The organism is Oceanobacillus sp. CFH 90083, assembly GCF_009389585.1.
GTDB lineage: Bacteria > Bacillota > Bacilli > Bacillales > Amphibacillaceae > Oceanobacillus.
On sequence record NZ_VIYG01000005.1, the window covers coordinates 66,472 to 80,630 of the forward strand.

The following is a 14,159-nucleotide window of genomic DNA, read 5'->3' on the forward strand; positions in this document are numbered from 1 at the left end:
TTCATATCTCCTTTTTTATGCATTTTTTTCTGCAACATGTGTAGCGTGATCCATTACGCGCACGAAAACGCCTTTATTTATTGGATAGCCGGACTCTGTGATTTTCACTTTAACAATTTTACCAATTAAATCGGCTGAACCTTCAAATTGCACCTTCATATAATTATCTGTATAACCAATGAGCTGATTATCTTCCTGCTCACTGGCATGCTCTTCCGGAATGACTTCTAACACTTCATCTTCGTACTTCGAAGCATACTCCTTAGCAAGCTGATCAGACAATGTAATCAACGTATGCACACGTCTTTCTTTTATCTCATCCTCCACCTGGTTATCCATTCTTGCCGCCGGTGTACCAGTTCTTCTGGAGAATGGGAATACATGCAGCTCAGAATAGCCAATTTCTTTAATGAAATCGCACGTCTCCTTGAACTCTTCCTCTGTCTCTCCCGGGAAGCCGACAATGACATCTGAAGTAATTGCCAGCCCCGGCAGTGCTTTTTGTATTTTCTTCACTTTTTGACGATAAAAGTCGGTTGAATACTTCCGGCGCATTCTGGCCAATACCGTATCTGAACCAGATTGTAATGGAATATGCAGGTGACGGACAATCTTTTTACTTTTATCCAATACACGAATAACCTCGTCCGTTATCTGACTTGCTTCAATAGAGCTGATACGGATCCGTTCCAAACCATCTACCTGCTCCAAATCTTCAAGCAGCATCGCAAAATTATAGTCCTTTAAATCCTCTCCATACCCCGCCGTATGTATTCCTGTAAGGACAAGCTCCTTATACCCTGCTTCTACTAATTTATTCGCCTGCTCAATGACATTTTCAGGATCTCTGGACCGCAGCAAACCTCTGGACCAGGGAATAATACAAAATGTACAGAAATTATTACAGCCTTCCTGAATTTTAAGCGATGCCCGGGTCCGGTCTGTAAATACAGGTACATCCATTTCTTCAAATACACGATTCTTCATGATATTGGATACACCATTAACAGGTCCTTTTGTTTTTTCATGCTCTTCAATATAAGTGAAGATATTTTTACGTTCCTGCGTGCCGACCACCACATCCACTCCAGGAATCTCCATAATTTCACCAGGAGAGGTTTGTGCATAGCATCCTGTTACACAGACTACGGCATCAGGGTTATTTCTGATAGCACGACGAATTGTCTGTCTGCTTTTTTTATCTCCTGTGTTTGTAACGGTACAGGTATTGATAACATACACGTCAGCGTCATGATCAAAATCAACACGCTCGTATCCCTGCTCTTTGAACATTCTCCAGATGCCCTCTGTTTCGTAGTGATTTACTTTACACCCGAGCGTATGGAAGCTCACTGTTTTTGGCAATTTTTCAGCCATTTATATATCATCCTTTCATTTCATTCACAGTTAATTTTAGTTTATCCGTATTTAATGATATCATAAATAATTTAAAATACGATATAAAAGACAATTTCAACCTTATAATCAAGATAAAAAGGGCCCTACATTTTTACTAATCTAATAATACATCACTCATGAATTAGTTCAATTTCAACTTTAATAATTTTCTCTCCTCAATCTTTTAAGTTTTCGTATGCTCCATAAGCTTTATACTGTCGTCTACTAAACCAAAATCCAATTAGTTGTGTATTGAAACTTCACAAAAAAATGAGAACAGCACGAATTCAAGTTTAGTTAGCAAGAATATGTGATGCATATATCTACTCTACAATCATTCAAATACCCACAATTTTAAAATAATTTTCTTGTTCGCAAAAGACCGAGTTAGCTAAGTTTGAATAACATCTTCAGAGGGGATAAAAGTTTTTTGAATCCTTCTAACTTTTTAGGATTACTTCCTATCTTTTCACTATTTTTTTACACGATATAGACTATTTAATTTACTCTTCTTCTATAGAAGGAGAGTAAAATGGATTAAATCCTGTTTTAAAATCAGTAACAAGATTATTAGAATAATCTTGTTCTATATCTAATTTTTCAAAATCCTCATCATCAAAGATAAATATTTGTAGGTTTTCTTTACCTATAGTTTTATATGCTGTTGATAAAATTTTGCCAATAGCGCTACTATTTTTTTCATCAAATGGTTTTGAAATATGATCAATTACCAAAATTGGTATTATTGGATATCTATTGTTCTCTAATAGTATTTTTAAAAATGCAAGATAACCACACAACTGCATTAATGTATGTCGAGCCATGCTTCCGATATAGTAATTTTTAGAACTTGAAGTTTTACTATCATCAGAAAGTATCTTGGGCTGTAGGATATTTCCTTTTTTAAAATATTGAATTTTGAAACCATTCTGCTGAAGGTCATCAGATACAACAGAAGATATATCTTTAGCAGAACGATATAAATCAGTAACGAAATTAGATAAATCATCGATCTTTTGTAAGTCATCAGAGTTTTGTAAAGCTTTTAATTCTTCTCGTACTTCTTTGATTCTTTTTTTCTTTTCTTTTATCTTATCGTCGTTAGAAACAATTTCAATAGATAAGTATTCCTCAATAAGTGCAACGGCTTTAGATTTTTGCTCTAAACTATAAATTTTAAACCTTGAATCATTTCTACATATTTCTTTTTTTATTTGTTCACGTTGTATTTTCAATTCTTTTATAGTATTATCACTAATCAGGTAATTGCTAAAGAAAATTGTATTATCGACATCGTAAAGTAGCTTTTGCATAGGTTGAACTAAGTAATCAAAATCAGCATTTCCATCAACTAATTCCTTTAATTCCAAAAGGAGTTTTTGTCTGTTTTTGTTATCCCTCTCGAATTGTTTTGCATCAGCTGCGTTATTCTCATAAACCTTTATTTGTTCAGATAAATTATTATACATAACATCTAAATCTGCAATATTTCTTTTATTAGATTTTTTTTCTACGTTTTGCATATCAATTATAGAAGAAAGATATTCCTGAACCTTATCTGAATTTCTACCTGTATACCACACGTCTCCACCAAGTATTTTTAAATTGGAATTTACTTGGTCAATAACAAATTCATATTTTTGTTGTTGATTTTCCAACGCTTTAACTTCTTGTAGTAAAATATCTAATTCATTCTGTAATATATATATTTTTTCAAGGTTTTTATTGAAAATAAAGTTTAATATTGGATTAAGTTTTACAGAATACCTTATATCACTGCATTTATCCAAGAAATCCTGAATCTTACCTTGCCCCTTTTCTCCTAAAAAATTAAACATTGTAAATGTCCTGTATGTTAGTTCTTCATTAGTAAATTTTCTAATATCCTTTAACAATTTAATATCTTGAGCAAAAATAGAATTTAATTTATTTTTATACTCTCTCAAGTCAATCGTTTCTGCAGTTTCTTCATCTGCATAATGCAGATAATTTTGATTGGGGTTCCTTGTACGAGTAACGCAAAAAGTATTATTATTATATTCAAAGATTAAAGTTGCTTTACTTAATGTTTCTTTGTACCAAGGCTTCTTTCTAATATCTTCTGATGAACCAAACATAAAATCAATGAATAAATAGAACTCTGTTTTACCAGAACTGTTTTTACCTTTAAAGTAATTTATACCTTTACTAAACTTATATGTATAACTTTTATTATTCATATCAAACATTATTAGTAGAATCAAGTTTTAATTGTTTGGTAGTTAAATACAAAATATCATTTTTAGAGTCTACTATTCCTCTGCTCATTAATAAATGCAGAGCTTTTAAAATATATGGTACACTTTTACAAAAACCATCAAAATCTCCAGCTAAAAGGGAGATACCCTTATAAATAATATCTTGAGTATTCCTTGCTGTATATATCGTTCCACCCAAGAAGCGGTTTTGTTTAATCAAATAAGAAAAAGTTACTGTTTTACATATACTTAGTTTTTCGTGACGTTGTAGTGTTTGGCAAATAATATTACAGTATATACTTAATTGAATAGATTCTGTTTGCACTCTAATATTACGCATTCTCATCATCCTCCCATGAAATTTGATTTTCTCCAACATCTTCCTTTGTTAGATAAATCGATGAACCATACTTTATTTGATTATTAACTGCATAAGAATTAGGATTTTTTTTGGTTTCTTCTAGCCTATTATATGGTGTATCGATTCCTTTACTTGCCAAAGAAAACTTCACATCTTCAAAGCCTTCAAAAGTGGTATCTTCAATTTCGTCAATCTTACTCGCTCTGTTATTTTCCATATACTTCAAAGAGGTTTCATAGTAGTACATACCATATAACAAATGTTTTTTTATTAAATTATCTGTTAAACCACACGACTTTAATTGCAAATACTCTCTAGAAGTTGAAAGTTTACTATCCTTCAGGTCAATTCTGTTAATTCTTTTAAAATTGGAATAAGAAGGAAGCGTAATTTCTGGTGTGAATCGACTAGTAATATCCTCTATAACACTTATGAATTCTTGATATGTTAAAATATATGCTCCTCCATTTTCAAGGGCACTCAAAATTTTAATTGTTATATGTTGTAAAAACTCCTTCAGCCTTTGACCAAATACGATTAAATTTGCAACTTTTCTAAAATAAAGAGAAGCTTTATCATTAGTTTTGACATCAATATCTTCCAAATCAATGAATTCAAATTTACTTTGAATTTGGCTATACACCTTTTCAAATCCAATATAATCTGCTCCGTATAAATCCTTTACTTTAGAAATAGTAGCATTTTTTTGCTTATCAGACTCTACTACGATTTTATATAATGCTTCTGCATCTTTTTCAAAAATATTTCCATCGTTTTGATAATTTTTGTCAGTAAATAGAATATATTTCCCCACTTTATGCGGGCTGTTTTCTAATAATATCCAATTAAGGAGCATTTGTTGAGCCACTGCATTGCTAATAGATGTATGTTTAACTTGAATAGCTTTATTAATTCCTTCATCAGAAACCTTACAAACAAATTTATCACTATGTTTGTCAATTTGATCAGGTGCTATTGCTTTTAAATTTACGTCTTCTATGGTTTCAAACTCTACTTGTGTATCCGGCTTTAGATCGAAGGTATAATAAGCAAATACTTTAATTTGATAAGCAAACCCTGCCAAACTATTAATACCACTTTTATCTGGTTGAAAAGTCATATAAAAATCCACCCTTTCACAACTTTATTTTATACTTTTACTGACCAGAAGAAGTTTTGTAATACTCATATCCGTATAAACACTTCTAATAAAATTGAAAAATAATGTAAATAACTATAATTTATTCCTAGTAAAAAGAATTTGATTGTATAATTTATACAAATAAATTCTTAAATTGCGCTAATAATATTTCTCGTCAACAACATTACTTTCTTTTAACACTTTGTAAAATGGTTCAATAATTTCCCTTTGACAGTATTGGTTATTCCTAATTTCTGAGTATGTGAAAAACAATCTTTCTTTAGCTCTGGAAATAGCAACAAAAAATGTAGAAGTTGTTTCTTGTTTGTCATATTCATAAGACCAAAAAGCTGAATCATCTAACCCAATTAGAAAGACAGTATTAAACTCTAATCCTTTACTTTTATGAATCGTCATAATGGGGACAGAATTCTTTCCTTCAAAATAATCAATAACTAAATTCCAATCTTTATACTCTAAAAAATATTCAAACATGGAATCCAGAATCTTTTCTACTAATGATTCAAAGTATGAAATATTTCTGTATTCTAGAAATGTAGCTTGAAAATTTTCAATTCCATAATATAATATAATCGATTGAAAAATTTCAACTAAATCAGTAATTTCAGTTGCTAAATCTAATTTACTTTTTATATTTCTCAAAAACATTTTAGTCTTATCAGTCAAATCCTCTATTTCATTTGAATTAACATAATGATTCTCACCCATAAACATCATTTTTGTATTAATAACATTTAACCACGAATCAGCATCTCTTGAATTGAGAGAAGCTCTTAACGTACTTATTATAATTTCAGTAATTTTTTCCTTAAGCAAATCTTGATAAAATGATTCATCCCTAGCAAGAATATTGTATTGCCCTAGTACTGGCACTAAAACTTCTGCATAGTTCTGTGATAGCTGCTTAACTAATATACATATATCTGACTGTTCAATACCTGTTTTTAGAAGTTCAGTAATTTTTACTGCTATCTTCTTTGCTTCTATAATGTCGTTTTTTAAATACCATATTTCCGCGTGACCATCATCTGCTTCCCAAGCATCATTGGGAACTGGAGAAAAGTATTCATCACTCAAATAATTATTCACCACTTCTTGAATTGCTAACAATTTTGGAGCAGAACGATGATTCATAAACAATGTGAATGATGCCGCTTTATAGTTCTTAATAAATCTTTCAAATGCATTTTCCATTGCTCCAGCCCAGGTCATAATCTTTTGACGATCATCACCAACTGCAGTTATTAGCGATCCTGAAGCATAAAAGCAAACATTAAATAATTCATATTGGAGGTATGTTGTATCTTGAAATTCATCTAGAAAAATATACTCATAAGTTTTTCTTAAAGCATTTAATAGATGAGGATTATTTTTTAAAAGTAAAATAACTAATCTAGAAATCATTTTAAATGTTAAATATGATTTCCCAATACTATTTCCTTTTAACATTTTTTTCCAAATAATAGCTAATTGCTCATTTTCAATTGGTAAACTATCACTAACCATTTGATTTTCTTTTAGATACTTTTGCTTTTTTGAGGTTAAATTTACTCCTACTTCAGCGAAAGCTTGTGTTAAACCATTAAGATTAGTATCAACCTCATAATCTTCTTTCGGCCTCCACTCACTAGGAAGAGCAAAAAGAAAACGGTCTAAAATGCTTTTAGAAAAAGAATCGAATGTCATTGAAACAAAGAGGAGTTCTTTATTTTTAGGTATCCTTTTCTTTACTCTTTCAGCTAAGTTTTCTGCTGCATCTTTTTTAAAACTAACTGCTAAAATTTTTTTAGGGTCTGAACATAAACCTGTTGTTAATAAATAATTGGCTTTTTGTGCTAATAACTCAGTTTTTCCCGCTCCGGGTCCAGCAACTACAAGTACATTATTTGAATGTTTTATTGATTGAAATGCATTCCCTTCCATGTCTAAACCATCCGTAGGCTGCCACGAACTTATTAAATTCACCCTTATTCTCCTCCTAATTTTTGATGAACTTTCTTTGCTATTCGTTGAAATAATTCTGGAATAGCGTCTTGTATTTCTATATTTTGAAGAGCAAGAAGATGAGTAACTGGTTTTCCTCGATTTAAGAAGAAATAGTCATACCAAATCATTAATTCTTTTTGTGCTAATGTAAAAGAACTGCCATCTCCACCTTTCTCCTTTAGAGTATTAGAAATAGACCTATTTCTTCGAGCAAAATAGGGTTGTTCTTTTTTTTGATCAGGAGTTAATTCACTTATTTTAAAATTATTTGAACCTATAGATAGTACAGGTCCTTCTTGTTCATTAAGAATGGATATATATTCGTCCTTATAATTCTCTAACATTAAAAAGTCAATATCAATGGGAAAAGAAAAATATATATCATACTCTTCTAAAAAAGTAACCCAAGGTTGCAATTGTTCATCCTTAATTTCTCTTAAATGTAAAGACTCGAGATTATCTTTAAGTATTGATCCGTCAGTTAATGTAATTTCTCCAATTTCCAAATCAATTTTCATTTTTTCTTTAATGGCGTATTTTATTCGTCCCCATCCGCCACCATACCTTTCTTTATCTAAATCTAGTAATGTAATAAATGGGATTTTTAGTAAATTTAAAAGCCTCCAAAAATGATTAACATGTCTTCCACCTAAAGGAACAACCGATATTCCTTCGTAATCAAGATTAGGGTAATTTATTGATAAAAAATGAGGTAATAAAATTTCTTCACTATCTACTTCACCTAAAATTACAAGTGTTGAAAAATAAAGCTCTGGATATTTTTTTACAGCTTCTTTTACAAATTTATGTGCTTCATCAGATTTACTAGGTAATAATATTTTATTTACTACACTTGCATCAATACTATTCTCTAATCGAACATGTCTAATTTGTTCAGGTTCAACTCTTTTTATAACCGAAGGGCTATGTGAAGTAAATAACACTTGAGAATTTAAATTCTCAGAAATACTCACTAAATTTTTCAAAACACTTCCCAATAAATGTGGACTAACATGATTTTCAGGTTCTTCAACAAGTAAAAGAGTAATTGCAGGAGGTTTAGTATTAAGGATTTTCTTATCTTCCTCAACCTTCTTCTTAATGTCTTCTATCCCTTTTTGTTCAATTTTCAAAAATGAGTCTATTAAAGATAAATAGAAAAGCGACTGTAAACCATCGCCTAATTCTTTCACTGTATATGATTTCTGATATGGTGCAGGTGAAAATTCCACTTCTAGTTTTTTTAAAATTTGTTCTAAATCTGTACTCCCAAACCTTATATTAGCCTTATTAAAACGTGAATTATTATGGTAAGCTTTCCATTGTTGAGAAATCGTTTTTTCTAACAGTTCAATTCCAGATTGTGAACTGATAGCCTTATCTAAGTCGTTAATCTTATCAGTTATTGCTACTTTATCAGTTTCTTTCCAATTTATTTGATTTAACAACCTCCACAAAATGGTACCTGAAGCATTCTTCAACTGTTCATAAGGATTTCGAATAGCGGGAATATAAATTACATCTATTTTAGATTTATCATGAACTGACATTGGCTTTAGTTCACGCTGTGTCCCTCTAAAAGTAACATAAGAAAGATTTGTTTCAATCAACCCCTCAGGAGTGTTTCCCGGCTTCCAATTTGCTTCATAACGGATCAAAATAAAAGGTAGTTCACCTTCATTCTCTACAGTAAAACTTTCAAAGAAACTTGGAATACTATAATCGTCTTCGCCTTTTTTATCATAAAATTCAAATTTTGCTTCAAAGTAGAGTGAGGTTTCTTCACCTATGTCGGTTGATTGTGAAACTTCATGAAAATCATCTTTTTTCAAGCGTATGTTATTGAACATACAATTCAAAGCGCTTAAAATTGTACTTTTTCCTGCGCTATTATGTCCAATAAAAGCTGAAAAACTCTCAAATGGTATAATTACTGGTTTTTTTCCAAAGCTTCGATAATTAGATATGGTGAATTCTGCTAATTTCATTTTAAACTCCAATCAATAATAGTTTTCTATAATTATAACTTATTTTATTAATTAAATGGAAAAGAAAAGCAATTTTACATCTATATTTCATTAATAACCTTATAATAGTAGTAGAACAATAAAATCAGTTTTAAATATATAACAGGATTTTTTAGAATTACCATTCATACTATTTAATTTCCAAATACGTGATCTAACTCTATCATCTTTAGACAGTATTCACTTTAATCTTATCTTTTTTCCATACTAAATGATGAGGTGTTGGAATGGACGAATATCGAAAAAGCGGTTATACAGTGTATAATATCAAGTATCATGTTATATAAGTAACGAATTATAGATATAAGGTGTTTGGTGTTTCTAGGTAAGATTATGAAGCTAGAGGAAAACCATCCTGCAAGGCGGTGTTGGTAAAGATCATATCCATTTATTATTATCTTGTCCTACAAGCGTTGCCTCAAGTAAAATCCATCAATATCTAAAAGGAAGATCTTCCAGATTATTGCAAAATGAATTCCCAAAATTAAAAAAATATTAGGGGAAGCATTTGTGAGCAAGAGAGTACTTTTGCACCACAAATAGAACAGTAACGGAAGAGATAATAAGAAATTATTTTGTAATCAATTCAATGAAAATAAAGAAGATATATTCAAAATTGAAGAATGAGTTCAGTCCTTTTTGGAATAAACTTTAGCTTAAGGCCTTTGAACAGGACTTCAGCCTAAAAAGCGGCTTTAGTCGCCAACATTTAAGTCCAATTCCACCTGATTTAGCAGGTGGTTGTTTAAGACAAAAATAATATCGTTAATGCTGACACTTTGTATATTCTTTACTTCTTAATAAGTTTACTGATATATTTTATTCAAAAGTATTAATACCTTGTAAGAAACTTAGAGATAGAATAAAGCTTTGGTCTTTCTGAAGATTTGTTTTTGATTATGTTTCTGCCTACTTATATAAGATTTTCTGATTGAAAAGATCCTGGACTTTCACCACTAAGTTCAAACCCATGCTTGGTGCACAAAAAGGGATAGAAGGTAATTTTATCCACTCTTCTATCCCCCTTACTACTAATCAAAATAGCAATTAGAATTGTGTTATCTAAATATTGTTATAACTTTTCTGAAAAACCTTAAGAAAAATTGTTTGTAATGGGTTCCATACTTTAAAACATATATAAAACATTGGTTAAAAAAATACCCCAATAACAAAGTAGGAAGACTAAAAATTAATAATATAAAGCTTAATCTAATCGACATTACCAAAAAGTTATCATTACTATTAATAAAAAGAAGATAGTTTAGTATTGTAAATATATCAGGTATTTTCAATTCAAAATCATTAAAACCAGCAATTAAGCCAATAACTGTAGCAGCAAATGTTACTGGAATTAAAGTAATCTTGAAAAAGTCCTTATGGTGGTCTAACCTTTGTTTATAAAAATCTTTGCCGACTCGCAATAACCTTTTATACATTCCAATATTAATAATAAGTAAATACATTATAACAGATATAAAATATGACAATCCCCCATTGTTATCCAAGCTCATTAATAAATTACTACCAAAATAATAATTATTCGATAATATATCAACAGACAATTGATACAAGAATAAAACCGGTAAGAGTGGAGCTATGTAAATAAGCAAAGGAACATCGTATTTTTTTAAACTTTTCTCATTATAGTTCTTCATTATTTTTGAAAAGAACATATCAAATATAAATGTTATGAATAAAGGGAACATAGAAAAAAGAAGCATTATCCCTAGAACACTTGGTATAATGAATAATGACATTAATCCTATTTCATTATGGAAACCTATTATTAGGTATAATATAACATATAAAAATACCAACAACATAATTATAGAAAAGGTTTTAGTTGTTAAATCAGCAGCTTTAAAATCGTTCACACATTTTTTAATAAATCCCCTCATATCTATCCCCCTTTTTTCTATTTTATTATTACATTTATAAAAACAAAAGATAGAATAAGACAAAATTTATTTTTAAAAATTTTTGAGGGTACAGTTATAAAATATTTAAGGAGGAGTAGGATGTTTTGGTAGCTATTCGGTATTATTTAAAGGAAAACAATCAATAAAAAAGACGTTTTAGAATGATTTCTCCCACTCTTCTATGCACTGCCATTACTAAATCCAGTAGCAATCATAAGTAAGTTTACTAGGTTGCAGCCGAGCGTGTGAAAGCTCACTGTTTTTGGCAGCTTTTCAGCCATTTATATTTCATCCTTTCATTAAAATCTTTATTATATATAACTTCATCGTATCTTATATTATCACAAAAGATTAGAAATAGAATACAAAAGGCCATTTTCACATAAATGAGGTGAAAGGCTCTTTCTATTATGGAGTTATGATCTTTCATTTATCAATTGAATGAATTTCATAATTCTAAGCCCTTGCACTTTAAGCGTTTTGAAATAAAAAAAGAAGTACCTCCACAAATCTCGTATAATGGTAGTTGACTAGAAAACCATAAAGAGACTGAAGGAGTACTCCAAGCCTATTTGACATCCAAGAATTATATGACATGGAACTACAAAAAAATATGAAGCGATTATTGTAAACGAGCACATTATCCCAGCACCCAATTTTCAAATTAAGTCGGCATAAAATCTGAAATAATGTGCTTCGATTTTCACGATATTTCGGAATGCGCTAAACTTTTCCCAAAATAATCCAGCTCCATTTTTCAAAAAGAAGCCCCTAAAATGGGTCCTCGACTTTCATATATTGATTTAAATCAACCCCTACTTTATAAACTTCTTCTCGGTGGAGCACGACTTTCACTTTTTTCTCTAACGTAATAAACCAATCCGTATCCTTCTCCAAAAACGCTTCAAAATACTGATGCTGTATAAGAAGATGACACGTATATCCTTGATCTACCCAATATGCTTCATGACCAATCCATAACCTCCATTCCATATCATCATAATGAAAAACCAAGATACCTTTTGTCATCATAACCCACGATCCTCTATAGCGAGACGTATAACTTCATCATCAATTTGTTCTTTCTTTAACTGAGCTCCAAACAGAAGGCTATTTATTGTCAATGTATTAATCACCCTTGGCCAGCCTTGAGAACGCAATAGCCTCTATTGCTGTGTCCGTAAAAACAGCATGTTTGCACCAGCTAATTTGAGGTGATGCTCGATGTACTGCTGGATTCCTTCTTTCCCAAGAGGCTGCATCTCATATTTCATAATCAGCCGCTGTGCTAATGGGCGATGATGATTAATGGATAAACGTGTTTTAAGATAAGGAAGTCCAGATAAAACTAAGATAAATGGATTCGTTGAATCCATTTGAAAATTAAATAAAAGGGCTAAGTCCTGAAAGAATGCATCTTTCGCGCTCCTGATTCATTTGTTCAATCCCTTGTTGAATTTGACGAAATAAATCTACCTTCCGGAATTTCGGTGCTTCTCCAAGTCCATAAGCTAAACCACGATAAAAGTCCATAACGCCTCCTGTGGAAAAAGGGAAGTAGACGATATGATATAGCGAAGGATGAAAGGATTCTTTAAAAGAACGCAGCGTAAATTTTTTGCCGGCTCCGGCTTCTCCTACGAGAAGCCCCATTCCTTTCTTTCTTTCAAGTAATGGAGCGCTCCAAGTGCCCCTTGATAATCGATTGATAAAAACGCATTTTCCGGACGTATATCTTTAGAAAACGGTGTTTGTGCCAAGGAATAGAATGTTTTATACATGGATATTCTCCTCCAGCTTTTCCGGCTTGGTAAATGGAGAACGAACACGTTTGGCGTGGGCATTATCTTTCATCGATACAGGTACTGCCTCCGCTATTTTTTGGTCATCCTCAAACACAAAAATCCCTTTCTCATCAAAACGGACATCGATAGATTGTCCGATAAAACGCGGAGGCACCTCATAAAGCTGCCTGTTTAACGTAATGGTACTGTCCGCTTTCACCTTACGGTGCTCTCTCTTCAAGAAAATCGTATCTAGAATCGACGTATCCTCCAGGAAATACACGTTTTCTAATTGGGATTGATACACTTCGTGGGGCGTCTTCCCTTCTAAAGAGGTATGAGCCCGCCGATAATAATCTTCTTCTAACCAACGCCAGAATCGTTCATTCAATTCTTCTAAAGAATGTACAGGATCTCCCTGCAGAAGCGGATAGAATCTGGTTTGTATCGTTTTAACAACCCTTTCTACCTTGCCTTTCGCACGGGGATCGTACGGCTGCGTGTGCACCAACGTAATTCCTAATTGCGCACAAGCATATTGAAGGGTTTCTGCACGATAGATTTTTCCATTATCGGCATAAATCAGACTTGGTTTCCCTCGCTGAAGCAATGCTTCCTTGGTCACTACTCTTACACCGTCAAATTTCTCGGATGTAAAGAATTGTCCAAATGGCACCAATCGGGAACAATCATCAATGTATAGAATCAAAAATGTTTTTTCTTTTTTCCATCTATGGAGATGTAGGGACCATGCGATACGTCCCCCTGCCATAAATGATTGACTCGTTCATGGGCAAATCTTTTTCGCTCCGGGGTGGCACTTATTTTTTTGCCCACAAGGTTGTGTTTTTTGAGTAATCGGTTTATAGTAGAATAAGATATTGTATTTTTATTGATTTCTCCCTGCTTAATGAGCTGTTCGTAGAATACGCTCACAGGCATGTGGAGAAATTTTTTTCTGATATAAAGGATTTGATCCTGATCTTCTGGGGTTAATCTCCTGGAATTTCCCCGATCTGTTCTTTTCTTTGGTTTCAATGCGCTGAATCCGTGTTGTCGATAGTGATATAGCCACTCCTTTATCGTTTTCTCTGCCACGGTTCGCTTACTGTAATAAGGAACGGAATGCACCTTGCCTTCTAGCTGTTCAAAATATGCTTTGGCATCTACCTGTTCATTTAATTAATGGAGCGATTAAGCCATATCGAAATAAAGCTACTTGTTCACGTTCTTTTTCTGTCATGGAATCTTCCTCCTTTTGATGAGAAGGACAACCGGTCATCCA

General features: G+C 31.9%; 9 protein-coding genes and 2 pseudogenes. 1 reads left to right on the plus strand and 10 read right to left on the minus strand.

Annotated features, from left to right (window positions below; all coding sequences use genetic code 11):
* Positions 1-15: 15 nt before the first annotated feature.
* The 6 genes from mtaB to FLK20_RS09095 all read right to left on the minus strand — a co-directional run bounded on the left by mtaB (position 16) and on the right by FLK20_RS09095 (position 9,132).
* Entirely contained in the window at positions 16-1,377 is a 1,362-nt protein-coding gene (gene mtaB, locus FLK20_RS09065; RefSeq protein WP_152656257.1) for a tRNA (N(6)-L-threonylcarbamoyladenosine(37)-C(2))-methylthiotransferase MtaB, read from the minus strand.
* 524 nt (positions 1,378-1,901) lie between these two features.
* On the minus strand, positions 1,902-3,626 hold the full coding sequence (locus FLK20_RS21885) for a hypothetical protein (protein ID WP_227994943.1): 1,725 nt from the start codon (positions 3,624-3,626) through the stop codon (positions 1,902-1,904).
* Positions 3,619-3,975 carry a hypothetical protein gene (locus FLK20_RS09080; protein ID WP_152656258.1) on the minus strand — a complete coding sequence of 119 codons (357 nt, stop codon included), beginning with the start codon at positions 3,973-3,975 and terminating at the stop codon, positions 3,619-3,621. The genes FLK20_RS21885 and FLK20_RS09080 overlap by 8 nt, the downstream gene beginning before the upstream one ends.
* Positions 3,968-5,116: a hypothetical protein gene (locus FLK20_RS21890; RefSeq protein WP_227994944.1), complete on the minus strand. Its 1,149-nt coding sequence runs from the start codon at positions 5,114-5,116 to the stop codon at positions 3,968-3,970. The genes FLK20_RS09080 and FLK20_RS21890 overlap by 8 nt, the downstream gene beginning before the upstream one ends.
* Before the next feature lie 180 nt (positions 5,117-5,296).
* Positions 5,297-7,123 (minus strand): UvrD-helicase domain-containing protein, encoded by a 1,827-nt coding sequence (locus FLK20_RS09090; protein WP_152656259.1) that lies wholly within the window; start codon positions 7,121-7,123, stop codon positions 5,297-5,299.
* A 2-nt stretch (positions 7,124-7,125) separates the two neighbouring features.
* Entirely contained in the window at positions 7,126-9,132 is a 2,007-nt protein-coding gene (locus tag FLK20_RS09095; RefSeq protein WP_152656260.1) for an ATP-dependent nuclease, read from the minus strand.
* A 421-nt stretch (positions 9,133-9,553) separates the two neighbouring features.
* Here FLK20_RS09095 and FLK20_RS22245 point away from each other — a divergent pair, with 421 nt between their 5' ends.
* Positions 9,554-9,670, plus strand: a complete 117-nt coding sequence (locus tag FLK20_RS22245) for a transposase (protein ID WP_370453183.1) — start codon at positions 9,554-9,556, stop codon at positions 9,668-9,670.
* 559 nt (positions 9,671-10,229) lie between these two features.
* On the opposite strand, the gene FLK20_RS09105 is transcribed toward FLK20_RS22245, so the two are convergent.
* The 4 genes and pseudogenes from FLK20_RS09105 to FLK20_RS09120 all read right to left on the minus strand — a co-directional run bounded on the left by FLK20_RS09105 (position 10,230) and on the right by FLK20_RS09120 (position 14,117).
* On the minus strand, positions 10,230-11,069 hold the full coding sequence (locus tag FLK20_RS09105) for a hypothetical protein (protein ID WP_152656261.1): 840 nt from the start codon (positions 11,067-11,069) through the stop codon (positions 10,230-10,232).
* Between the two features lie 792 nt (positions 11,070-11,861).
* The gene (locus tag FLK20_RS09110; protein WP_152656262.1) at positions 11,862-12,122 is read right to left on the minus strand and encodes a hypothetical protein; all 261 of its coding nucleotides are present in this window, start codon (positions 12,120-12,122) and stop codon (positions 11,862-11,864) included.
* Positions 12,119-12,871: pseudogene (locus FLK20_RS22250) on the minus strand (ExeA family protein). The gene FLK20_RS09110 and the pseudogene FLK20_RS22250 overlap by 4 nt, the downstream one beginning before the upstream one ends.
* A pseudogene (locus tag FLK20_RS09120) lies at positions 12,864-14,117 on the minus strand (DDE-type integrase/transposase/recombinase). Before FLK20_RS09120 ends, FLK20_RS22250 begins: the two co-directional pseudogenes overlap by 8 nt.
* Positions 14,118-14,159 lie beyond the last annotated feature (42 nt).

Coding starts and splice junctions, on each gene's coding strand:
- mtaB (WP_152656257.1), bottom strand. CDS start 1,377: ATGGCTGAAAAATTGCCAAAAACAGTGAGCTTCCATACGCTCGGGTGT.
- FLK20_RS21885 (WP_227994943.1), bottom strand. CDS start 3,626: ATGTTTGATATGAATAATAAAAGTTATACATATAAGTTTAGTAAAGGT.
- FLK20_RS09080 (WP_152656258.1), bottom strand. CDS start 3,975: ATGCGTAATATTAGAGTGCAAACAGAATCTATTCAATTAAGTATATAC.
- FLK20_RS21890 (WP_227994944.1), bottom strand. CDS start 5,116: ATGACTTTTCAACCAGATAAAAGTGGTATTAATAGTTTGGCAGGGTTT.
- FLK20_RS09095 (WP_152656260.1), bottom strand. CDS start 9,132: ATGAAATTAGCAGAATTCACCATATCTAATTATCGAAGCTTTGGAAAA.
- FLK20_RS09105 (WP_152656261.1), bottom strand. CDS start 11,069: ATGAGGGGATTTATTAAAAAATGTGTGAACGATTTTAAAGCTGCTGAT.
- FLK20_RS09110 (WP_152656262.1), bottom strand. CDS start 12,122: ATGATGACAAAAGGTATCTTGGTTTTTCATTATGATGATATGGAATGG.